This is a genomic window from Pseudomonadota bacterium (assembly GCA_034189865.1).
Taxonomy (GTDB): domain Bacteria; phylum Pseudomonadota; class Gammaproteobacteria; order UBA5335; family UBA5335; genus JAXHTV01.
The window spans coordinates 15822-38877 of sequence record JAXHTV010000002.1 but is presented as its reverse complement, the minus strand read 5'-3'; the positions used below and the strand labels follow the sequence as shown (position 1 = coordinate 38877).

Below are 23056 nucleotides of genomic sequence, written 5' to 3'. Positions count from 1 at the left end.
CGGTTGAATCGGCACTGTTCTGATTAGTGATCCCTCGGCATTACGTCGATGACATACCGGCCCAGTTCTTCTGCATCGAACTTGGCGATGAAGCTATTCGCGCCAACCCGTTCCACCATGGCCTTATTGAAAGAGCCGCTCAAAGACGTGTGCAGAAGGACATGCAGATCGTCCATCCGCTTATCCGCTCGAATGGATTTTGTTAGCGTATAACCATCCATTTCCGGCATTTCGATATCGGAGATGACAAGAAAGAACCGATCACTCGGACGTGTACCTTCTTCGGCCAGGTTCTTCAGCAACTTCCACGCTTCGTCGCCGTTGCGTGCGACGGAGTGTTTCACGTCGACGCGATCTAAGGTCCGACAAATCTGGGCGCGCGCCACGGAAGAGTCGTCAACGACGAGAACCTCTCTCTGACACGGAGTGGAAGCACAACCATCAGACGTCAGGTCTGGAGTCCATTCGCTTTCAGGTTTTCCTTCCAGATCGAATAGGACTTTTTCGACGTCTAGAATCTCGATCAGTTCATCTTCGATTTCGGTGACAGCGGTGAGGTAGTGTTGGTGGCCACTGCCGCGTGGTGGAGGGTGAATGTCCCGCCAATTGATATTGACGATCCTATCCACGGAGCTGACGAGAAAGCCCTGAACCTTTCGGTTGTACTCCGTAATGATCGCGAATATCTCGCCGTCTTGAAACGGGTCGGTTCGGGCCCCTATGGCCTCCGAGAGCCGGATAAATGGAATGGTTCGCCCACGAAAATGGGCAACACCACTAATATGCGGATGGGTTTTCGGCATGCTGTTCAAGGGCGGGCAGTGAACGACTTCCTGCACTTTGAAAACATTAATACCGAAACGTTGCCGTCCGCCCAAGTGAAACAATAACAACTCGAGCCGATTACTGCCGGCGAGTCGGGTTCGTTCGTCGACGCTTTGCAACCGTGTTGCCAAGGAAATTTCTCCCTTAGTTCAGATCGATCGGAGACCTGAGTGACGGGCCAGGTGCCCAATTTGCATCAAAGAATATCGACGTTTCCGAGGGGATCTTAAATTTCTGACGTTTACTCAAGTTGGTATGTGTTTTGCATAAAGTCTTTCGGATCGTCGGTAGGCCGAATCCTCGTTCCCGAAGCACCCTCACCCGTGACTCAGATGGGGGCTCCCTAAGTCGCTGAATGAACGAGGCATTTGGTCGACCGCACGAACCACACGAAAATTTTGTCGAACGTTACGGAATTCTGACGTATGTCAAAAAGCCGACGCCATGGGATTCACCGGATACGGCCGGTGCCGCTGTCCGTACAGATATCGATGGCCGATCAGGGTTTGGTTCGTCGGATATCGTTCGTGCTATGTCTCGTGCTCTTGGGCGCGATCGCCTCGCCATCTCAAGCGGATCAGGCCATTGAGTCGTTAGATGCGATTCGTCAGGCCGCAGAACGCTACGTGGCCAGTCAGTTGCCGTCTTCGGCCGATGTGAGCGTGGTCGCAGGCAAGCTGGATAAACGATTACGCCTACCGGCCTGCGGGTATCCCTTGATCGCATCGGTCCCGTACGGCGGTGATATTCGGGCGCAAACGACCGTCTCGGTGCAATGTGAAGGAGATCGTCCATGGCGTTTGTTCGTTCCCGTGCGAGTTTCCGAGTTTGGCCACGTTTTCGTAGCGGCAAGACCGTTGGCTGTGGGTACGGTGGTCGAACCGGGCGATCTGATGCGTATCCGGCGTGATCTCAACGCCATCCCGCATGGATATATCCGTTCTGAGCAAGCGATATTGGGTCGCACGGTCACGCGGGCGGTTGCCAAAGGTACACCGCTGACGGCCAACGCATTAGCCTCGACGGTGGTCATACATCGAGGTCAGCGCGTTCGCATCATGGCACGTTACGGCTCTGCCCTGATTCGCATGGGAGGGGAGGCGATCACCGAAGGCGCGATCGGCGATTACATCAAAGTAAAAAATCAGTCTTCGGGCCGGGTCATTGAAGGTGTCGTGCGATCGGAATCGGAAGTGGAGGTGCAGATGTAGATTAACTCGGACAACACAAGGATTGGGGGGGGCAAACATGGATCACATGTCGAGTCGCCCGAGGAAAGGTGTTCGTGGTGTGATCTAAAGTTTCGATTAGGCCGACCGATACACGTACCGAGTCACGGGGAACACCTTTTAGGGAGCACGGAATATGCCCGACAAAATCGATGGTCTGGGACCTCAAATTACCGAGGCGCTCAATCGCGTTTCGCAATCCAAGTTTCAGACAGATAGCAAGCAAGATGCCGCACCGAAAGACGGAGCGGCAGGTAGTCGGATTTCTGATTCGGTCACCTTCACTGATACGGCCAGGCAGCTTAACGAGCTTGCCGCCGCCGTTGAGAAAGTACCGGTCGTCGATACTCAACGCGTCGAGCAAATCAAACAGCTCGTGGACAGTGGGCAATATCGCGTTGACTCGGAACGGGTAGCCGATCGATTGATCGCACTGGAGCAGATGCTGGGTGACCGTGGGTAAAGGTTTACTTTCGGCGAGAGAATATGGACATAAATGATATGCGCCACCAGTTGCGTGCCCTCTTTGAAGAGGGTACGCAACACGCTCAAACGCTTCTGGGCCTGATCGAACGGGAGCGGGTCATGTTGACCCGGAACGATTGGGACGCCCTGGAGGTGGTTGTTGGAAAAAAACGCGTGTGTGTTGAAGCGTTGGAAAACGTCGATATCGCGCAAAAAAGGCTGACGGCAACGTGGTCTGATGATGCCTCACCTTTGTCAATCGATGCCTTGCTCGGTCACCTGGACAGCGGTCAGCCGGAGTCCGAACGTGTGACCCCGGCTTGGAAAGAAATGCTCGATTTACTGAGGCACGTCCAACGGGCCAACGCGGTAAACGGCGTCGCCTTGAACCTCCGGCAACGCCAAGCGAAACAAGCCCTCGCCCTATTGAGCGGACACGCGGATCAGCCTGTCTATGGGCCCGCGGGAGACCCATCCGCTTGGACGGCCCCAGCATCCCGTAGTTTTGGCGCGGCTTAGACGCCAGCGCTCCGAGAATCTCACGAGACGTCTGTAATCGGACAACAAGGGAGACCCTATCTTGTCTTCGATGCCTGTTGATTCGGATTCTCTCACCCGATACGAGATGATTTGCGATAAGCGTCGCGTGAGGCAGATTCTCCGCCAGATGGTGGAGAATCGTATTCCTCTGAATGTCTCGATTCCCGATACCGACGACCGTTATAGCACCACCTTGGTCGACATCGATGAGTACCAGCATGAAATCGTTATAGACGGCCTTCGTCCTGCATCGGGCAATGATCGGCTGCTGGAGGCAAGGCGTCTCAGCGTGATGGGGGCGATGGGTGGTCAAGAAATTCTCTTCGCATCTCGTTTGGTCAACTCTTCGCAGGGAGCGGAGCGGTTGTTGTTACGGATATCCTTTCCCGAATGGCTGCGGTATTTACAACAACGCGGTTGTCATCGTGTGCCTGTCGGCTCCACGGTCGATGCGGGTTTAGTTCTGTACGACGATGGCTTTGAGCGTCAAGTCGTCGGCAAACTGGAAGACTTGTCAGAAGAGGGACTTGGAGTGAGTTTTCCAGATCATTTGAGTGTCGACGTGGGGGATGCCGCTTATCCGATCATCCTCCGTCTGCCGGACGGGGATCTGATAACCGATGTCGAACTGCGATTTAAAGGACAAATTGAGATCTGCAGGCAAACCCGTGTTGGCGCCCGATTCGTTTCTCTGGAACCCAAGCAACGCGCCATGATCCGCCGGTTCGTTGCCGATTTGCAGCGAAGGATGATTCGGGTCAGAACCCATACCGGCGACTGAACTACTCGCATCAGACGGGACCAAAAAGAGCGCAGGTCACTATCGGACCTGACTATAACTCGAAGATTTCCACGAAACTACTGGCATCGGGCTGCGCGCGTGATGGGCCGTGGGTCATTACGACCCTTCCGCTAGATATGTCGTGATCGGCACACCATTGGCGGCTGAGTTCTCGCCAGCTGTAGTCGCCGGGCTCGATCATCTCCGGGTATACACCGTAGGAAAAACAGAGGTTTTGGCAGACTTGGTGGGAACTGGTGAAGGCGACGATCCAATGAGGAAACTTGAAGCGGCTCAGCCGCCTGGCTGTCGCACCGCTGTCGGTGGGCGCGACCACGATGCGAGGTTTTAACCGATCTACCGCCGTTGACATATCCATCGCCATCACGTCTTCTACCCGGGCTTTTCCCTGCGCATTCGATTTCAGCAGTTTGGCGTGGACGTCATCGCGGGAGCGAGAGGGTTCCACAGTGCTGGCGATCCGAGCCATCATCCTCACAGCATCGACGGGATAGCTCCCCATCGCCGATTCTCCTGACAACATCACGCAGTCGGTGCCGTCCAAAATGGCATTGGCGACATCTGTCGCTTCAGCTCGGGTCGGTCGCCGATTTTCTGTCATCGATTCCAACATTTGCGTGGCCGTGATCACGGGGCGTCCGCGCAAATTCGCTTTTCTGATCAACGCCTTTTGCGTTACTGCGATGGCTTCAATCGGCGTTTCCACACCCAGGTCTCCGCGTGCGACCATGATGCCGTCGGCCGCGCTGAGTATTTCATCGATATTCTCAACCGCAAGACCGCGTTCGATTTTCCCGATGATAAAAGGCGAAAAACCACGTTCAGCCGCGGCCGCACGCGCGGCATGAATGTCTGCTGCACGTTGCACGAATGAGACGCTCAAGGCATCGACACCGGCATCCAGCGCGAAAGACATTAGTTTTCGATCCTCTTCGGTGAATGCTGCGATACCTAGATCAATGCCTGGAATGTTCAGCCCGTTGTGGGAGTACAATGACCCGCCGACTATCACCCGACAGTGAATGTCGTGGCCGTCGATTCGGGTGACCTTGAGTTGAATAAATCCGTCGTTTAAATAAATCGTTGCGCCGGTTCTGATCGAATTCCGCAAGCCTTCGCAATCCAGCGGAATATTGATCTCGGTTTTGTTTTTCGGGTCGTCTGTCAGACAGATTTTCTGGTCTCGGCGTAGATGGATCGGTGCGTTTGGGATTTGACCTACCCGCATTTTGGGTCCGGGAAGATCAGCCAAAATGGCAACACGGCGGTTCAGTGATTTCGCGGCCGCACGAATGTCTCGGATCATCCTCACGTGATCATCAGGACTGCCATGCGCCAAGTTGAGTCGAGCGATATTCATACCCGCACTCACCATCCGCTTGAGCGTCGCTGGTTGCCACGACGCCGGGCCGACGGTGCAGACAATTTTAGTTTTGTGTTTGGGAAAAAATTTTGACATGGACGAACTCCCTGAGTTGTGGGGCGAACGGGGAGAGACCTATGGCGACATCATACGGTGGGCGTATGAAACACACCAGGTTGATGCCCTGTAATTTATATAGCGGTGACGATGCTTGGGCCATAGGCTAATGTTCCCTTTGGTCCGTCGACCGCGACAGGGGATCTGGGGCTTGTCGATTCGATCGATTAACCCGGATGGATTGACCCAGGTCAATCCAAGCATGAGCATAGATTGGGACAATAGTGGCAGGTTGGCGTGCGGGTGGACGGACCTGTCCGAATGGGGATTTCCCAACGCCGCAATAAAACCAAGCATCGACATGACGATCCGATTAGTCGGAGTTTCCTCGTTACCCAGTTGCTCCAGGAGTTTGATGTGCCCTCCGTGACGAATTCGAACAATGCCTCGTTGGAGCGTCAGATTCGTCGTGCCTGCATTAACTGTTCGCTCAGCGAGTTATGCGTTCCGGTCGGTTTGAACCGCAACGATGTCGAACGTTTGGAGAGCGTCGTTGAGCGTTCCGGTCCGAAGCACACCGGTGACCACCTTTATCGGGTGGGCGAACAGTTTCACACGCTGTTTGTGGTTCGTTCCGGCTGTTTCAAGAATTACCGTGTTGATAGCGAGGGTCGCGACCGCGTCCTCGGGTTTTTCTTACCCGGCGAGATCATGGGCTTGGACGCCATTTACCCGGGCACTTACCAATCCGACGCGGTGTCATTGGATACCGGCTCAGTGTGCGCCTTGCCCTATGAAGAACTAACGCTTCTGGCATCCCAGATTCCCCGTCTTCAAGACCAGATTATGCGGCTGCTAAGTAAAGATTTGTCTAACCATGTGTGGCTGGCGGGCGATAGTCACGCGGAGGAAAGACTGGCCGGTTTTCTAATAGACCTGTCTAATCGGTTTCGGGAGCGGGGCTACTCGGATCGAGAATTTGTTCTGGCGATGTCGCGGCGGGATATCGCAAACTTTTTGCGTCTTGCGACGGAAACCGTTAGTCGAGTGTTTACGCGATTTGAGAAAGAAGGTTTGATTGAGGTCAACCGCAGAGATGTCAAGCTACTCGACATGGCTGCTCTGGCGCACACCGCGCGGTGTGTGACCCGATTTGTTTGATTTGACCATTCCCCGGCTTACATCTATACGGCATGAAAGTGAGGTCTCTTCCGGTTCTGGCTCGACGCCTCCGTATCGAATACCTCCGCGATGACCGGCAGTAGTGGTTTACCGCGGGCGGTAATCTCGAAATGATCAGCCGACATTTTTAGCAGGCCGTCGGTTTCCATGGCTCTGAGATTCACGAGCTCCTCTTGGAAATAATCCTCGAATTCAATGCCATGACGGGCCTGAATTGACGCGTAATCGACCCATCCCTGGCACATGATGTCGGAGATGATATCTTCGCGAAGCAGATCAACCCGTGTTAATTCGATACCACATTCCACCGGGAGTGCGCCGCTGTTCAATTGGTTTTCGTAGACGTGAGGGTCCCGAGTGTTCTGGGAGAGACTGGTTCCGATTCGGCTGATTGCACCCAACCCCAATCCTATTAAGTCGCAATGACCGTGTGCGGTATAGCCGTAGCAATTCTGGTATAGCTGACCGGTCTGCAGCGCTTGAACCAGCGCATCGCAAGGAAGCGCAAAAACATCTGGGCCGACATAAACATAACCGGCATCGCGCAGCTGTTCGGCAAATCGCTTGAAAACTGCGAAATTGTTTTTCGATCCGACAAACTCCAGATCACGGTAATAGTCCGTACCACTGGCACAATGGAACTTTTGCGGGGGCCGAAAGAGGAACACGCGATCCGGCCGCGCTTCGATCACTTGATCCAGTGCCACGCTGACGTATTTTGATTGTTGCATCAGCGATGTGGAAAAAATCTCGACACCGACGGAACCCAAGCCGGCGCGCCGCGCCGCTACTACTGCGGTGCGTATATCCGAATTGACTCGTCGTGATCCGAGGGATGGTTTCTGCGGCTGGAAATTTCTCGGGCGTAGGCGAACCCGGTTGAAGCCGAGATTGACTAAGTCCGAAAAAACACGGGCACACCGATCGGACGAATCCAGGTCGACTGCCCATTCGCGGTCGGCCTCGGGGGGCAGTGAAAACACACGGTGAATACACGGGAAGAACGGGTCGAGTTGCGCCGACGCAAGGGCACTTGGCGTTCCACCGACCACGGTCAGCTCCGCGACTCTCCGATCCGGGCGCAGCAGCTGGCCGAGCAATTCGACTTCACGTTTCAAGCACGCGAAATAGTGCGGGGTCTGACTCGGGTCGGTGCGATGGCCGCTGGCGCGGTCGTCCGGCGCCTTGTAAAACGGGATGTAAATCAGAAGGGAGAGGGAGCGGGTCGGCGCATTGTTGTTACTGGTTAGAAGAGCCCGGCGGAACGTCGTTCCGTTGAAGAGGGGATGAAAGTGTCTCGGAGTCGGGTAGAAAGTGTAACGGGACCGGGCCGCGTCGTAGTGTTGAATGAGCCGCTCGTCAAATTCAACTCCGCCATCCATGCCGCGCCCACCGCACTCGAACCCGGTCGATTCATCCCTTATGGGCTTACTCTAATGGTTAGTGCGGAAAGCGCATTGACGTACATCAACGGCTGTGAACGATGCTAAAAACCTCGGTGAAGGCAAAACCACCGAGGCAACTAATTTTCGCGACGCGTTCTCTGGCGAATATCGGTGATCAGCGCTCGAAACGTTGTAGTACCAGGCAAGCATTGGTGCCGCCGAAACCAAAGCTGTTAGACAGAATCCGATCCAATCGAACGCCATCGCGTCGTTCACGCACGATCGGGAAGCCTTCCGCTTCCGGATCCAGTGTTTCGATGTTGGCGGATGCGGCGATGAAATCGTTTTTCATCATGAGGATAGAGTAAATCGCTTCGTGTGCGCCGGCAGCCCCCAACGCGTGTCCCGTGAGCGATTTCGTCGATGTGAGGGCGGGGATCGAATCGCCGAAAACCTCGCGAATCGCTTGCAGTTCCTTGACGTCACCAACCGGAGTACTGGTTCCGTGGGTGTTGATGTAGTCAATAGGCCCATCGGTTGTTTCCAGCGCTCGGCGCATGCAGCGTATCGCGCCTTCTCCGGAGGGTGCCACCATATCAAAACCGTCGGAGGTCGCACCGTAGCCAACGATCTCGGCATAAATCGGGGCACCGCGTTCGAGCGCGTGCTCCAACTCTTCCAAAACGAGCATTCCGCCGCCACCGGAAATGACAAACCCATCGCGGTCGGCATCGAATGTTCGGGAGGCGGTCGTGGGGTGGTCATTGTACTTGCTGGATAACGCACCCATGGCGTCGAACATCATGCTCAACGACCAATGCAGTTCTTCGCCGCCCCCGGCGAAGACGACGTCCTGCTTGCCAAGTTGGATTTGCTCGCAGGCGTTTCCGATGCAGTGCGCGCTGGTGGCGCAGGCTGAGCTGATGGAGTAGTTGATCCCTTGAATCTGATAGGAGGTCGCTAGGCAAGCCGATGTGGTGCTGGCCATGGTCCGCGGGACCATATACGGCCCGACCCGCCGAATTCCTTTTTCCCGGAGAATATCAACTGCATCGACTTGATTCCTTGGCGATGCTCCGCCGCTTCCGCAGATGAGTCCGGTGCGCGGATTTGAAACGATCTCCGCCGGCAAGCCGGCATCTTCGATGGCCTCACGCATCGCGATATAGGCGTAGGCGGCGGCATCGCCCATGAAACGAAACAGTTTCCGATCGATCAGCTCTTTCGGATCTATGCGAAGCGGGCCGTCCACATGGGAACGAAAGCCCAATTCCTGATACGTTTCGTTTCGTGCGATTCCACTGGTTCCGTTGCGTAGCGAGTTCAGCACATCTTGCTTATTGTTCCCGATGCTGGACACGACGCCCATTCCGGTCACGACGACTCTTCGCATAGTGGCAACTCCTGGGAAATACTCTTACCTGTTAGGGTAGGGGTGTACGGTGCGGCCGCACAACCTACCGATGATCTGGCCTTATTCGCCTAAGGGTACATCTGTTTTATTATCGTTGGCTCGGATGCCATGGTGCTCACTCCGACGGCGCCTTCAATGATCGCGTCTGAGGTGTTTTCGTGGCAATTCTGGTAATCAGGTGGAAGTGAACAAACCGGCCCGTAAATCCTTGGCTTCATAAATTGTTTTTCCATCAACTTCCATTGTGGCGTCGCTGATGCCCATCACGAGCTTGCGTAATATCACCCGCTTCATATCGATTTTGTAAGTGACGCGTTTGGCATCGGGCAGCACTTGTCCGGTGAATTTGACTTCACCAACACCCAAGGCACGGCCACGGCCGGGGGCACCCAGCCAAGCCAAGTGGAATCCGATCAGCTGCCACATGGCATCCAGACCCAAACATCCGGGCATGACAGGATCATTGCGGAAATGACACTCGAAAAACCACAGTTCCGGGCGGATGTCCAATTCGGCGACCATATGTCCTTTGTCATAGACGCCGCCCTTATCCGATACATGGGTGATGCGGTCGAACATCAGCATCGGCGGTAATGGCAATTGGGCATTGCCAGGACCAAACAGTTCGCCGCGCCCACAGGCCAGCAGATCATCGTAGTTGAAGCTCTGGCGTCTTTCCACTCAATACCCCATTGATTTTACGTGCATAGAAAGCTCGGTTTTCTTGAATTCTGTTGACGAATCGCAAGGCCCGTGAGGGTTCTATGCCAACTTGCCGATGGGCATGATCTCCGATGACCAAGCGATTGGCAACCGTTAATATCCTTAGTGTCGTCAGGGGGCAAGCCTTTTCATCGACCACTCGCCCGATGCCAGAACATCATATTGCAAGCGATCATGCAGACGGTCAGGCATGCCCTGCCAAAACTCCATCACGGTGGGAACGACGCGATATCCACCCCAGTGGGGCGGCCGCGGAATGGGGCGGCCTTCATATTTCTGCCGTAACTCTTCGAATTGATCCGTCAGTTGGCGCCGGTTTTCGATGGGCTGACTTTGCGGTGATGCCCAAGCACCGAGTTGGCTGTTACGCGGGCGAGTGGCGAAATAGGTATCCGATTCAGCGGGGTCTACTTTTTCGATAACCCCCTCGATACGGATTTGCCGCGCCACCGGGCCCCAATAGAACAGCAGGGCGCATTTCGCGTTGTCGCAAATATCCGAGCCTTTGCGACTGTTATAGTTGGTAAAAAAAACAAATCCGCGCGAGTCATACTCTTTCAACAACACTACTCGGGCGGACGGTTGTCCGGCCGTGTCAACGGTGACAACCGTCATCGCGGTCGGTTCGCTTAACCCGAGCGTTTGGCTCATCGCGTACCACTGTGTGAACAATATGAAGGGATCTTTTGGCGCGTTACGCTCGTTGAGGGCCATAGAGTCTTTATGTGAGTCCTGAATATTCGCCATGGGTGCGTTTGCTTGTCAGGTGGAGGATTTCTGCCCTTTCGGGCACAGTTGGTGTCGGAACGCCGAGATTATACGGCTCCTCGACCTGCGCTGAAACGCCCGCGTGCAGCATTGACCTATTGGCGGACGGCCATTAACGTATCCGCCGATTCCACCCCACAGCAATCACTCGGGGAAAAGCGTCTTAAAAGATGTCGTCCTTCCGCCTGACTCCACCGGACCTACCACAACCTGATGACATGCAGCCGAGGCTTTGTGCGGACGAGTTGATCTGTATTCGAGATGAACGGGTGTTGTTTGAGGGCTTGAGCTTCCAACTCTATCCGGGGGATGCGTTGGAGATCGAGGGCAGGAACGGTAGCGGTAAAACCAGTTTGCTCCGAATCCTTGCCGGGCTATCGGAGCCGGAAGAGGGCGCCGTGCGTTGGCGTGACCGCGATATTCGGAGTTGGCAGTCATCTTTTCACGGTGAACTCGCTTACGTTGGTCACCTGAATGGCGTGAGCTCGGATTTGACCGCGGTCGAAAATCTTCAGTTCGCTGGTTCTTTGGGCGATGGTCGCGCAGATATTGATTTCGAGGCGGCTCTGCATCGGGTCGGTCTGCTCGGTTTTGAAGATGTGCTGGTCCGTCGCCTGTCCGCGGGGCAGCGTCGAAGGGTGGCCCTGGCCCACTTGCTGCTTGCATCGGCTTCGCTGTGGATTCTGGACGAGCCGTTGACGGCGTTGGATGTCCGCGGACAAGCCATGGTTGCGAGGCTGGTCAACGATCATCTGTCGCAAGGGGGTATCGTCGTCAGTAGCACTCATGGGGGGCTAGACTACGAGGCCGATGCGCGGGTGTCCCGCTTGCGCTTGGGCTAGCGGTTAACGCATCGAAATCGGTTTGTGAACACCATCGGTATGTTGTAGAGGTTGTCATTCGAGTGGGTAACGGGGTCAGCGCATTTTTCGGGCTACTTCAGCGTGATTTACGCTTGGCCGTGCGCCGTCGGGGCGAATTGGCCAATCCGCTGGTTTTTTTCGTGATCGTCGTTTCTCTGTTTCCGCTGGCGCTTGGCGCTGACCCGGACGTGTTGCGCCGTATTGCGCCCGGGGTGATCTGGGTGGCGGCGCTGTTGGCCAGCCTCATATCGATGGACAGCGTGTTTCGGGCCGATTTCGAAGATGGGTCCCTCGAGCAAATGTTGCTTAGCGTTTATCCTGCTGCGCTATTGGTCGCGGCAAAAGTTTTGGCGCATTGGTTGGTGGCGGGGCTTCCGCTGCTTCTACTCGCACCGGTCCTAGGCATCCTGTTAAACTTGTCGCCCGACGTGTTGCCGGTGCTTCTGTTGAGCTTGCTGCTGGGTACACCTGTGTTGAGCCTGGTGGGCGCGATCGGGGTTGCACTGACCGTTGGATTGGGGCGCGGCGGTGTCCTTCTGTCGGTTTTGTTACTTCCGTTGTATGTGCCCGTCTTGGTGTTTGGCGCAGGCGCCGTTGGAGCGGCCCTGGAGGGGCTTTCAGCGGCACCGCAACTTTATATCTTGGGTGCTCTTTTCGCTTTAGCGGCCAGTTTGGCACCGTTCGCGACCGCTGCCGCGCTTCGCGTCAGCCTGGGTTAACGATGCATCGATATCTTCACGAGTGGGCTTCTCCAGCCATTTTTTATCGTCGCGCCGGCCGGTTGATCCCCTGGCTGTGGTTGCTGGCGGCCTGCCTGTTGGGCGCCGGTCTTGTGGGCGGCCTCATCCTGGCGCCGACCCATTATGAGCAAGGTGAAGTCTACCGGATCATCTATGTCCACGTGCCCAGTGCATGGATGGGCATGTTTGTTTATTCGTTTATGGCCGGAGCAGCCGCCATCGGCTTCGTGTGGCGGGTCAAGCTGGCGGAAGTGGTGGCGCGGGAGAGCGCGCCGCTGGGCGCTGCGTTTACGGCATTGGCCTTGGCCAGTGGTTCATTGTGGGGAGCGCGAACTTGGGGGGCTTGGTGGGTCTGGGATGCGCGCCTGACATCCGTCCTCATTCTGTTTTTCTTGTATATCGGCTTCATGGCCCTGCAACTGGCGATCGAGGATCGGAGAAAAGCGGCACGGGCCGGCGCCATTCTGGCGTTGGTCGGCATTGTGAACATTCCGATCATTCACTACTCGGTGGTCTGGTGGAACACCTTGCACCAAGGTGCAACCGTCAGTAAGGCATCGGCGCCCTCGATGACTGCGGATATGCTGACTCCATTGTTACTCATGGCCGCAGGTTTTATGGCCTATTTTGCCGCGGCGGTATTGAGTCGCTCGCGCTGCGAGATCCTGGAGCGCGAGCGGAACCGACATTGGGTTAAGGAAGTCATAGGAGAGTCCCTGAGTGATGGCTGAGTATTTCGCGATGGGGGGATACGGGCTTTATGTGTGGTCGGCTTATGGTCTCGCGGCCGTCCTATTGACCCTTCAGGCCGCCTTACCGGTGTTCCGCCATCGGCGTATTGTCCGGGATATCGCCCGTCTTTCGGAGCGAAACCGAAAACTACAGAAAGCACAAAATGAATCGACGACGTAGAAACCGCCTGATTGCCGCCACTGTGATCGCCGCTGGCGTCGGCGTGGCGGTGTTACTGATCAGCTTCGCTTTCCGCGATAACCTCATGTTTTTCTTTAGCCCCAGTCAAGTTATGGCGGGAGAGGCGCCAGTCGACAAACCCATTCGTGTGGGTGGACTGGTGGTTCCCAGTACGATTGAGCGAATGACTGAGGGTGTCACGGTACGCTTCGATATCACCGATACCGCACAGACGTTGACCATCGAATACGACGGCATCCTTCCCGACCTGTTCAAGGAAGGCCAGGGTGTGATCGCAAAGGGCCGCTTGAACGCCGAGGGTATCATGAAGGCAACACAGGTGTTGGCTAAGCACGACGAGAACTACATGCCGCCTGAAGTTGCTGAGTCCCTGCGTGCCCAAGGTGCGATGCCACCCCACGAAATGCTGGAACAATTCCAGAAATGATTCCGGAGATCGGTCATTTCACATTGATACTGAGCTGTTGTTTGGCGGTGGTGCAGGGTGTTTTGCCATTGCTTGGGGCAGCCCTTGGCCGTGCTAGCTGGATGGGTGTCGCACGGCCGGCCGCTGCCGGTCAATTTGTCTTCGTCACCCTGGCGCTCGGCTGTCTAACCTACAGCTTCTTCAGCAACGACTTTAGCGTTTACTACGTCGCCCAAAATTCCAATAGCCAACTGCCTTGGATCTATCGCGTCACGGCTGTGTGGGGCGGTCACGAGGGATCGATGCTGCTGTGGATCTGGATCCTGGCGCTTTGGACTTTGGCGGTCGCCATCGCCAGTCGCAGCCTACCGACTGTTTTTGCGGCGCGGGTACTGGGCGTCATGGGATTGGTGAGTGTCGGCTTTTTGCTGTTTACCCTATTCACTTCCAACCCCTTTCATCGCCTGTTTCCGGTTCCTGCGGACGGTCGGGATCTCAATCCGCTGTTGCAGGATCCCGGAATGGTGATTCACCCGCCCATGCTGTACATGGGATACGTGGGGTTCTCGGTAGCCTTCAGTTTAGCTGTCGCGGCCATGCTTGGTGGCCGACTGGACGCCACTTGGGCGCGCTGGTCACGGCCTTGGACCACGATCGCCTGGATGTTCCTGACCGTCGGCATCGCCCTGGGAAGTCGCTGGGCTTACTACGAGCTGGGTTGGGGTGGATGGTGGTTTTGGGATCCGGTGGAAAATGCTTCGTTCATGCCGTGGTTGGTCGGTACGGCATTGATTCACTCGCTGGCGGCCACGGAAAAGCGCGGAACCTTTAAGGCCTGGACGGTGTTGCTGGCGATTGCGGCGTTCTCGTTGAGTCTGTTGGGGACGTTTCTCGTTCGTTCCGGCGTGCTGACCTCGGTTCACGCGTTCGCCACCGATCCGACTCGCGGTGTGTTTATATTGATCTTCCTCGTGATCGTGATTGGGGGATCACTACTGCTATACGCTTGGCGGGCACCAACGCTGCAAAGTTTCGGTCGTTTCAGTTTGCTCTCACGGGAAAGTTTGTTGTTGGCCAACAATGTGTTGTTGGTGGTGGCCTGCGGCTCGGTGCTTCTCGGCACTCTCTATCCCTTGGCCGTGGACGCGATGGGACTGGGTAACATTTCTGTGGGCCCGCCTTATTTCAACACGGTTTTTGTGCCGATCATGTTGCCTCTGGTTTTTCTCATTGGCGTGGGGCCCTTGGTCGCATGGCGCCGGGCCGAACCGAAGCAGTTGATGTCGCGTTTGCAAGGCGTATTCCTGGTATCGGTGGCTCTCGCGGCCATTACCGTCGTGTTTTGGGTGGGCTTTGAACACTACGTTTTGGGCCTGACTGTGTTTCTCGCGCTCTGGGTCGTGGGTTCGGCGCTTCAGGGAATCTATGATCGAATTCGCCGGCGGGGCGGTGGTTTGGCCGCCTTCGGTGCCTTGCCGAGAAGTTACTATGGGATGCAGCTGGCCCATATAGGCATCGCAGTGTTCATGATCGGTGCCGGCGTTGTCAGTACCTTCGATATTGAGCGGAACCTCAGAATGGAGCCCGGAGATGAGGTTGAGGTTGCCGGATACCACTACCGGTTTGAGGGCGTGAGAGCGGTATCCGGACCCAACTATGAAGCCGCAGAAGGGCTGTTCGTGGTGAGCCGAGGCGGCGATTTCGTGGCTGAGCTCCGGCCGCAAAAGCGGGTTTATACAGTGCGTCAACAGACCATGACCCAAGTAGCCTTCGACCCGGGATTTCTCCGCGACGTGTTCGCCGCTTTGGGAGAGCCTTTGGGCGGGGGTGCCTGGAGCGTGCGGATTCATCACAAGCCCATGGTCCGCTGGATCTGGTTCGGAGCCTGGCTCATGGCGCTGGGCGGTATTCTGGCAGCAACAGACCGGCGCTATCGGCGGGTCAGCGGTCGGCAGTCGGCTTTGAAGAAAAAAACACCCGAGAGCGGTGCGGCGGCTTAGCGAATGGGACGTTTTCTCGTTCCGCTGGTGTTGTTTCTCGCTCTTGTCGTGCTTTTGTACGTGGGTCTGGGGCGTGATCCTTCCCGCATTCATTCGCCATTGATCGGAAAACCGGCACCCGCGTTCACATTGGCTGATTTAGCGAATCCTGATCGACACGTTACGGAACAGGATTTACGCGCAGCGCCTGTTTCTGTACTGAACGTGTGGGCTTCCTGGTGTGTGGCCTGTCGTGCTGAACACGCGGTGCTTTCAAGCCTCGCGGACCGCAGAGTGGCCCCCGTCTTTGGCTTGAATTACAAGGATCAGCGCGTCGATGCGCTGGCTTGGCTGGAACATTTTGGCAACCCCTATAAGGCCAATGCACATGATCTCTCGGGTCGGGTGGGAATTGATTGGGGCGTCTATGGCGTTCCGGAAACCTTTGTCATCGACCGGCGCGGAGTCATCCGCTATAAGCACGTCGGCCCGCTGACGGAGGATATTGTCGAGGATCAGATCATTCCCCTGTTGCGGGAGATTCGTGAGGAGTTCTCATGAACTACATTCGCGCTGGGATCTTGCTGTGTTTGATTTTGCTTGCTCATACCGTTGATGCCATATTGCCGCGAGAGTTCGACGATCCAAAAGAGCGGGTTCGCTATGAGCAACTCATCGAATCCATGCGATGCCTGGTCTGTCAGAACGAAACCTTGTCGGAATCCAACGCCGAGCTGGCCGAAGATCTTCGCCGCGAGGTTTATGAAATGGTGATAGCCGGGCATGACGACGAACAAATCCGTGAATTTCTCGTCAGCCGCTATGGCGATTTCGTGCTCTATCGGCCACCCGTCAAAGGGAGTACCTACCTGCTGTGGTTCGGTCCTGGCGCACTACTATTGCTGGGCGTTATCGCGCTTTTGATGACAGTGCGGCGGCAATCGGGCGCCGAGGTAACGGCGCTGTCCGATTCCGAGCGAGAACTGGCTAATAAAATACTTTCAGATAGCGACGAAAACAACTGATGGATTTGGTATTTTACTTACTTCTTTTGTCGCTGCTCATTGTTGCGCTATTGTTTGCGGCCTGGCCGCTCTGGCGGGGCGTGACGCGGGTGAGATCAGCCGACCAAACCAATACGGACGTCCATCGCCGACGCTTGGCGGAGCTGGCCGAAGATGCCGAATCGGGTTTGTTCGATCCCGCCGCCGCCGACGAACTACGCGATGAGCTTTCTCGGCAATTGCTCAACGATTTAGACATGGCGGGCAGGGCGGCGAAGTCCGGTAAAGCGCCGATTGCAGCAGTGTTGGTTGCGTCACTGTTTTCAGTGGTTGCCGTGTTCTTTTACGCACAACTCGGTGGGGGTGCGGGTGCGCTTAATGCCGGTACGCAACCGTCTGTGTCCTCTTCCGAGGTGGCTGCGATGGTTCAGTCACTGGCGGACCGCTTGGCGCAGGATCCTTCCGACGGCAGAGGTTGGTATTTGCTCGGCCGATCATATTTCGCGATGGCACGCTATGAAGATGCCAAATCGGCTTACGAGAACGCGCGGGAGATCCTTGGCGATGATGCAGCGCTCCTGACGGACCTGGCCGAGGTCTCTGCGATCCGCGGGGAGCTGTACGCCTTTGAGGGCCGGCCACGGGCGTTGATCGAGCAGGCGTTGACGATGACACCGGATTTGCCCAAGGCGTTGTGGTTAGGCGGTTTGGCTGCCTCGCAAGCCGGGGAGTACCAGACTGCCGTTTCCCGTTGGCAAGCGCTGATTACCCAGAACACGCTGGATCCAGAGGCGAATGAGTTGCTTCGGGAGCAGATTGCCATCGCGCGGGAGAAGGGTGGGCTTTCGGCTCCGGCCGATCCGGCCTTGGATACACGTGTCGAAACGGGTCTGGAGGTGGCCGTAAGCCTGGATCCTTCCATTGCCGATGCGGTTCAACCGAACGATACCGTGTTTGTTTTCGCCCGAGCGGTTGAGGGTCCGCCGATGCCTTTAGCCGTTGCTCGCGTTCGGGTTCGGGATTTGCCACTCAACGTCCGCCTGGACGATAGCATGGCGATGACGGACGGCCTTCGTCTCTCTAATTTCGAGGAGGTGCTGGTCACGGCAAGGATTTCCCGGACCCATTCGGCACAAGCGCAGACGGGCGATCCTTACGGTCAAATTGGCCCGGTGTCGAACTGGTCTGAAACTGTGCTACATATAGACATTAGGAACCGAACCCCATAGGTCTGATTAGCACGGCGAGACAGTTCCTCCCGGACGCGCAGCCAGGGATTATTCGGTTGGGATAACCTGGTTCGCCTCCTCGGCTAAGGGCCTGTTATGAGTTTTCCTGCATTTTTGCAACGGCTTCAGACAGCGGCCCGTTTCCCTCACCCGGTCAGTGATTTTCAGATTATCGAAACGCATATCTCCTGGTTGTTGTTGACCGGAAGCTACGTTTACAAATTTAAAAAACCGGTTGAACTGGGTTTCCTGGACTTCTCGAGCCTGGAAAAACGCCGGTACGCCTGTGAGGAAGAGATTCGGATCAATCGCCGTATGGCGCCGGATTTGTACGTTGGGGTTGTCGCCATCACCGGGCAGGTATCCGCCCCGGAGCTTGACGGCAAAGGCCCGGTGATCGAGTACGCGGTAAAAATGCGGCAGTTCGATCCGGATCAGACCTTGGATCAATTGGCCATGCGCGGTGCGTTGCATGGCGAGCTTGTGGATTCGCTGGCCAAGGAGGTCGCACAGTTTCATATCGATGCCACGCAGGCATTGCCATCGACTCCCTGGGGAGAACCCGATCAAATCCTTCATGATGTATTGGAGAACTTCAGAACGGTCAGACTTTGTTTGGGGCAAGATTCGGAACTTCAGATAAAGCTGTCGAGCATGCAAGTGGATAGCGCAGCGTGGCACGATGCGTTGTTTGAGACCTTTTGCGACCGAAAAGCCGCGGGGTGGGTTCGGGAGCTGCACGGCGATTTACATTTGGGCAACATTGTTCGTTGGCAGGGCCACGTCGTGCCTTTCGATGCGATTGAGTTCAATCCGGCCCTTCGATGGATCGACACCGTCAACGATATTGCCTTCCTGATCATGGACTTGTCGGTCAAGGGGCAAAATGGATTGGCGCATCGATTCCTCGATCAATACCTTGCCTTGTGCGGCGACTATGAAGGACTGGCGGTGTTGGATTTCTACCAAGCCTACCGCGCCATGGTTCGAGCGAAGGTTGCTGCCATCGGCGTCGCCCAAGCCCGGGCGCAATCGCAAGACGATGCCGAGTTTCATGCGCGATGCCGGGATTATCTCGAATTCGCAGGGCAGTGCTCTGATCGGCCAGGCGGCATCCTGATCTTGACCTATGGGGTTTCCGGCAGTGGGAAATCCTACTGGACTGAGCGCTTGGTCGAGCGGTTGCCGGCGATCCGTTTACGATCGGATGTGGAGCGAAAACGATTGTTCGGGTTACGGCCGCAGACCCGAGCGGCAGCTGGAGTGGGTGAGTCGATCTACAGCGCGCAAGCGAGCGAGCAAACCTATGCCCGACTTCGGAACCTTGCGCGAGCAATCTTACGAACCGGTCGCACCGTCGTTGTGGACGCAAGCTTCCTTCGCCAGGCGGAACGACAGCGGTTCGTTGAGGCAGTGGCAGAGCCGGAAGGCGTTCCGCATGTGATCTTGAGTTTCACCGCACCAGCGGCCGAACTGCGGCGGCGAGTGATTGACCGGGAGCGCAGTGGTCAGTCTGTGTCAGACGCCGGCTTGGCGGTCCTTCAGGCACAATTGACGGCTCGCGAACCTCTGGGAGAAGTAGAAAGTCAGCATGCGGTGGCAGTTGATACCTCGAAACCGGTTGATTTGGAATCAATCGGTGAGCAAATTCACCGCATGTGCGCCGCTGCGCCAACGCGACAACCGGCGATATCGTAACAAAACAATACGAAAAGGCGACTGAGAAAGTGGACATTCGGCAATCGGAATCGATGGCGGAGGCGGTTCGCGAAGGGCAGGCCATCTACTCGCGTTGGGTTTTGGCGTGCTACGATGGGTTCGTCTATCGTTTTCCCACACCTTTCATTTGGCGTGTCCGTACCCAGGATATCGCCGCACATTACCAAAGACATTTAAGTTCATCTCACTTGGACGTCGGCGTGGGCACCGGCTTGTTTCTCGACCGGGCTAATTTTCCCACGCCGCAACCGCGAATTGCCCTGTTGGATTTGAATCCCAACAGCCTGGCTGTCACGGCACAGCGGATCGTCCGCTATCGCCCCTCGGTTCATCAAGCCAATGTATTGGATCCCCAGAGCGTGGCTGACAGCGGTTTAACCCGTTCTTTTGAATCGATCGGTTTGAACTATCTGCTGCACTGTCTGCCGGGCGATATGTCTCATAAGGCGGTGGTTTTCGACAATCTCCGGCCTTATTTGGCCAGCGGTGGCGTGCTGTTCGGTACCACCTTGCTGCATTCTCCGGCGCAGCAAAATGCCCTGTCGCGGCGGTTGATGTCGTTCTACAACCGGAAAGGGGTATTCCACAACACGTCCGACACGGAAGATAGACTGCAGACGGCCTTGGCGGATCGCTTCGATAACTATGAGCTGTCGGTTCAGGGTTGTCTGGCATTTTTTGCCGCGCGCGCGCCAATTTGATTCAAAGTGCCAGGTTCGCCTCCATCAGGTTAGCGTCTTCCGGATTTCGAGAGATCTCGAAGCCCAGCGTGCTGGCCAGCTCGAGCATTTCCCGGTTGTCGGCCAATATCTGCCCCGTCATCCGCCGAAGACCCTGACTACGTGCCGAGGCGATAATTTGCTCCATCAGGTGATGAGCGACACCACGCCCCTGCCAGGCATCGGCCACTGCGACGGCGAACTCGCAACTTCTCCAGTCGGGGTTGATCACGTACCGTGCGACGCCGATTTCCCGCTCTTTACCCTGTTCGCGAGCCACCGCGATCAAGGCCATTTCCCGGTCGTAGTCGAGTTGCGTGAACCGGGCCAAAAGATCCGGGCTGAGCTCGGTTAGTGCCTGCATAAAACGGAAGTAGCGAGAGCGTTCGGAAAGTTCTCGCACGAACGCTTGCTCCAATTCCGCATCCTCAGGCCGAACAGGGCGGACGGTCAGATTGGTTCCGTCCGGCAACTGCCAACGTTGAACCAGATGCGTCGGATAGGGGTAGATGGCCATGTGCGAATAGCGCTGGGCGGTGGTGCGCGCGTGCTTCACCACCACGCGGGCGTCCACTGCGACGGCCCCCGTCTCGTCCAGAATGAGTGGATTGATGTCCAATTCGTCCACCGTGGGCAGTTCGCAAACCAACTCCGAGACACGCAGTAAAACCTCTTCCAGGGCGCCACGGTGGGCTGCTGGCATATCGCGGAAAGGTCCCAACATTTTGGCAACCCGGGTGCGGCTGACCAGTTCGCGTACCAGAAACCGGTTCAATGGTGGAAGAGCGACTGCACGATCACCCATCACTTCCACCGCGGTGCCGCCCGCACCGAAGGTGACCACGGGCCCAAATACCGGGTCGGACACCACACCGACCAACAGTTCCCGACCATGGCGCCGTTTGACCATGGGCTCTACCGTCACGCCGTCCAAGCGCGCTTCCGGGCGGCGTTTTGCCACTTCGCGCAGCAGTTCCTGGTAGGCTGAACGAACGCTTTGGGCGTTGAGAATGTTTAACTTCACGCCGCCGACATCCGATTTATGGGTGATGTCGGGTGAGTTGATCTTCATCGCCACGGGAAAACCAATGGCCTCTGCCTGAACCAATGCTTCGTTGGGAGAGCGGACGACAAGCGCCGGGGCGGTGGGGATGCGAAATGCCCTGAGTAACGCCTTGGATTCGGTTTCGCTTAAAACGGTGCGGCCCTCGGAAAGTACGCCCTCAACGATCAAGCGGGCCCCGTCCACATCAGCCGGCTCCCATTCACCCAAAGGTGCCGGTGTTTGCAAGAGCTGTTGTCGAGTTTGTCGATGCCTGACCAGAAAATGAAATGCTTCCACCGCGGTTTCAGGTGTGTGGAAACTGGGGAGCCCCGCGGCGGTAAATCGCTCTCGGGCTTCGTCAACTTGGCTTTGTCCCATCCAGCAGACAAACACCGGCTTCGTTTGGTTTTGGCTGGCGGCGATCACGGCTTCGGCCACTTCGGTGGGCTGTGTCATGGCTTGCGGGGTGAGCAAAACGAGCAAGCCTTGAACTTTCGAATCGTTTAAGCAGATTTCAACCGCTTGCCGGTATCGGTCTGGTGTGGCGTCGCCAATGATGTCCACCGGATTGGCTCGCGACCACGTTGGAGGTAGAACGGCATCCAAAGCGCGGATCGTCTGTGGAGACAGCTCGGCCAGCGGAATGTCCAGATCGGAAGCGGTATCGCTGGCAATCGCGCCTGGCCCGCCACCGTTGGTGACGATTGCGAGGGCGTCTCCTTCCGGCCTCCCGGGGGAAGCCAGGGCTTTGGCAGCAGCAAAAAGATGAGAGATTCGCCGGCCTCGGACCACGCCGGCTCGCTGTAATGCCGCCTCGAAGACATCGTCGCTGCCAACCAGCGCGCCGGTATGAGACATGGCAGCGCGGCCGGCGGCTGCGTGACGGCCCACCTTCAGGGCAATCACCGGTTTGACCCGGGCGGCGGCCCGCAGGCCACTCATGAACCGGCGGGCATCGTGAATGCCTTCTATGTACAGCAGAATACTTTCCGTTTCGGGGTCATGGATTAAGAAGTCCAGAACCTCGCCGAAGTCGATGTCGGCTGAAATACCCATCGAGACCACGGTAGAGAAGCCGACGGAGTTTGCATCCGCCCAGTCGAGAATGGCGGTGCACAGAGCGCCTGATTGAGACACTAGGGCGAGTTTTCCCGGTTGGGCCGTACCCTTGTAGAAGGTCGCGTTCAAACCACATTCGGGTCGCATGACACCCAGGCAGTTCGGGCCAATGAACCGAATCCCGTACTTTCGGGCGGTTTTGATCACGTCCTGTTCCAACTGTTCGCCATCTTTTCCGATTTCTCGGAACCCCGCCGAGAGAATCACCGCATTCGATACGCCGTGCTCTCCGCATTGCTGAATGATGGATGGAACACTGGAGGCGGGCGTGGTGATGACGGCCAGATCGACATTCTGATCGACCGTATCGAGGGAGGCGTGAGCTGCAACGCCGGCAATTTGCGGATGACTGGGGTTAATCGGATAGAGCCGATCTCGGTTCCAGTTGGAGAGGAGATTGGAGAAAACCAATTGCCCTACCGAATTGGTTCTGTCACTGGCGCCGAATACCGCGATGGATTCCGGTTTAAAGAGCTTGCTGAGATAGTGCTGTGCCATTGCGATATCCTCTCCAACAGCGATGCCATCCCTACACCAAACGACACCG

Annotated in this window: 23 protein-coding genes; 16 read left to right on the top strand and 7 right to left on the bottom strand. The window is 56.4% G+C overall.

All coding sequences use genetic code 11. The features are described from left to right. Window positions 1–23: 23 nt before the first annotated feature. Window positions 24–956: a chemotaxis protein CheV gene (locus SVU69_01220; protein MDY6941615.1), complete on the bottom strand. Its 933-nt coding sequence runs from the start codon at window positions 954–956 to the stop codon at window positions 24–26. Window positions 957–1250: 294 nt separating this feature from the next. On the opposite strand from SVU69_01220, the gene flgA reads away from it, so the two are divergent. The 4 genes from flgA (at window position 1251) to SVU69_01200 (ending at window position 3840) form a co-directional block, all read left to right on the top strand. Then, a complete protein-coding gene (gene flgA / locus SVU69_01215) occupies window positions 1251–2036 on the top strand; it encodes a flagellar basal body P-ring formation chaperone FlgA (GenBank protein ID MDY6941614.1) in 786 nt (261 codons plus the stop codon). Window positions 2037–2190: 154 nt separating this feature from the next. Next, complete coding sequence (gene flgM, locus SVU69_01210; protein MDY6941613.1) at window positions 2191–2517, top strand: flagellar biosynthesis anti-sigma factor FlgM; 327 nt, start codon at window positions 2191–2193, stop codon at window positions 2515–2517. Between the two features lie 23 nt (window positions 2518–2540). After that, window positions 2541–3038 (top strand): flagellar protein FlgN, encoded by a 498-nt coding sequence (locus SVU69_01205; protein ID MDY6941612.1) that lies wholly within the window; start codon window positions 2541–2543, stop codon window positions 3036–3038. 70 nt (window positions 3039–3108) lie between these two features. Continuing rightward, window positions 3109–3840, top strand: coding sequence for a flagellar regulator YcgR PilZN domain-containing protein (locus SVU69_01200; protein MDY6941611.1), 732 nt, complete (start codon window positions 3109–3111; stop codon window positions 3838–3840). A 52-nt stretch (window positions 3841–3892) separates the two neighbouring features. Here the strand turns inward: SVU69_01200 and pyk are convergent, their stop codons facing one another. After that, a complete protein-coding gene (gene pyk / locus SVU69_01195; protein ID MDY6941610.1) occupies window positions 3893–5320 on the bottom strand; it encodes a pyruvate kinase in 1428 nt (475 codons plus the stop codon). A gap of 387 nt (window positions 5321–5707) precedes the next feature. Here pyk and SVU69_01190 point away from each other — a divergent pair, with 387 nt between their 5' ends. Then, the gene (locus SVU69_01190) at window positions 5708–6442 is read left to right on the top strand and encodes a helix-turn-helix domain-containing protein (GenBank protein ID MDY6941609.1); all 735 of its coding nucleotides are present in this window, start codon (window positions 5708–5710) and stop codon (window positions 6440–6442) included. Between the two features lie 23 nt (window positions 6443–6465). Here the strand turns inward: SVU69_01190 and SVU69_01185 are convergent, their stop codons facing one another. The 4 genes from SVU69_01185 to pdxH all read right to left on the bottom strand — a co-directional run bounded on the left by SVU69_01185 (window position 6466) and on the right by pdxH (window position 10699). Next, entirely contained in the window at window positions 6466–7845 is a 1380-nt protein-coding gene (locus SVU69_01185) for a hypothetical protein (protein ID MDY6941608.1), read from the bottom strand. Window positions 7846–8023: 178 nt separating this feature from the next. Further along, a complete protein-coding gene (gene fabB, locus SVU69_01180; GenBank protein MDY6941607.1) occupies window positions 8024–9241 on the bottom strand; it encodes a beta-ketoacyl-ACP synthase I in 1218 nt (405 codons plus the stop codon). A 195-nt stretch (window positions 9242–9436) separates the two neighbouring features. Next, window positions 9437–9943 carry a 3-hydroxyacyl-[acyl-carrier-protein] dehydratase FabA gene (fabA, locus tag SVU69_01175; GenBank protein ID MDY6941606.1) on the bottom strand — a complete coding sequence of 169 codons (507 nt, stop codon included), beginning with the start codon at window positions 9941–9943 and terminating at the stop codon, window positions 9437–9439. 153 nt (window positions 9944–10096) lie between these two features. Continuing rightward, on the bottom strand, window positions 10097–10699 hold the full coding sequence (gene pdxH, locus SVU69_01170; protein MDY6941605.1) for a pyridoxamine 5'-phosphate oxidase: 603 nt from the start codon (window positions 10697–10699) through the stop codon (window positions 10097–10099). A gap of 272 nt (window positions 10700–10971) precedes the next feature. Between pdxH and ccmA the strand changes: the two genes are divergently transcribed. The 11 genes from ccmA to SVU69_01115 all read left to right on the top strand — a co-directional run bounded on the left by ccmA (window position 10972) and on the right by SVU69_01115 (window position 20327). Next, entirely contained in the window at window positions 10972–11595 is a 624-nt protein-coding gene (ccmA, locus tag SVU69_01165) for a cytochrome c biogenesis heme-transporting ATPase CcmA (protein ID MDY6941604.1), read from the top strand. A gap of 62 nt (window positions 11596–11657) precedes the next feature. Beyond that, on the top strand, window positions 11658–12335 hold the full coding sequence (ccmB, locus tag SVU69_01160; GenBank protein MDY6941603.1) for a heme exporter protein CcmB: 678 nt from the start codon (window positions 11658–11660) through the stop codon (window positions 12333–12335). A gap of 2 nt (window positions 12336–12337) precedes the next feature. After that, on the top strand, window positions 12338–13087 hold the full coding sequence (locus tag SVU69_01155; protein MDY6941602.1) for a heme ABC transporter permease: 750 nt from the start codon (window positions 12338–12340) through the stop codon (window positions 13085–13087). Continuing rightward, window positions 13080–13268, top strand: a complete 189-nt coding sequence (gene ccmD / locus SVU69_01150; GenBank protein MDY6941601.1) for a heme exporter protein CcmD — start codon at window positions 13080–13082, stop codon at window positions 13266–13268. The genes SVU69_01155 and ccmD overlap by 8 nt, the downstream gene beginning before the upstream one ends. Further along, window positions 13252–13716 carry a cytochrome c maturation protein CcmE gene (ccmE, locus tag SVU69_01145; protein MDY6941600.1) on the top strand — a complete coding sequence of 155 codons (465 nt, stop codon included), beginning with the start codon at window positions 13252–13254 and terminating at the stop codon, window positions 13714–13716. Before ccmD ends, ccmE begins: the two co-directional genes overlap by 17 nt. After that, window positions 13713–15695 carry a heme lyase CcmF/NrfE family subunit gene (locus SVU69_01140; GenBank protein MDY6941599.1) on the top strand — a complete coding sequence of 661 codons (1983 nt, stop codon included), beginning with the start codon at window positions 13713–13715 and terminating at the stop codon, window positions 15693–15695. Before ccmE ends, SVU69_01140 begins: the two co-directional genes overlap by 4 nt. 3 nt (window positions 15696–15698) lie before the next feature. Next, a complete protein-coding gene (locus SVU69_01135) occupies window positions 15699–16235 on the top strand; it encodes a DsbE family thiol:disulfide interchange protein (GenBank protein ID MDY6941598.1) in 537 nt (178 codons plus the stop codon). Further along, window positions 16232–16699 carry a cytochrome c-type biogenesis protein gene (locus SVU69_01130; protein MDY6941597.1) on the top strand — a complete coding sequence of 156 codons (468 nt, stop codon included), beginning with the start codon at window positions 16232–16234 and terminating at the stop codon, window positions 16697–16699. The genes SVU69_01135 and SVU69_01130 overlap by 4 nt, the downstream gene beginning before the upstream one ends. Then, a complete protein-coding gene (gene ccmI / locus SVU69_01125) occupies window positions 16699–17907 on the top strand; it encodes a c-type cytochrome biogenesis protein CcmI (protein ID MDY6941596.1) in 1209 nt (402 codons plus the stop codon). The genes SVU69_01130 and ccmI overlap by 1 nt, the downstream gene beginning before the upstream one ends. Window positions 17908–18003: 96 nt before the next feature. After that, window positions 18004–19605 (top strand): AAA family ATPase, encoded by a 1602-nt coding sequence (locus SVU69_01120; protein ID MDY6941595.1) that lies wholly within the window; start codon window positions 18004–18006, stop codon window positions 19603–19605. Window positions 19606–19634: 29 nt separating this feature from the next. Further along, window positions 19635–20327, top strand: a complete 693-nt coding sequence (locus tag SVU69_01115) for a class I SAM-dependent methyltransferase (protein ID MDY6941594.1) — start codon at window positions 19635–19637, stop codon at window positions 20325–20327. A gap of 1 nt (window position 20328) precedes the next feature. Here the strand turns inward: SVU69_01115 and SVU69_01110 are convergent, their stop codons facing one another. Continuing rightward, entirely contained in the window at window positions 20329–23007 is a 2679-nt protein-coding gene (locus tag SVU69_01110; protein MDY6941593.1) for a bifunctional acetate--CoA ligase family protein/GNAT family N-acetyltransferase, read from the bottom strand. Window positions 23008–23056 lie beyond the last annotated feature (49 nt).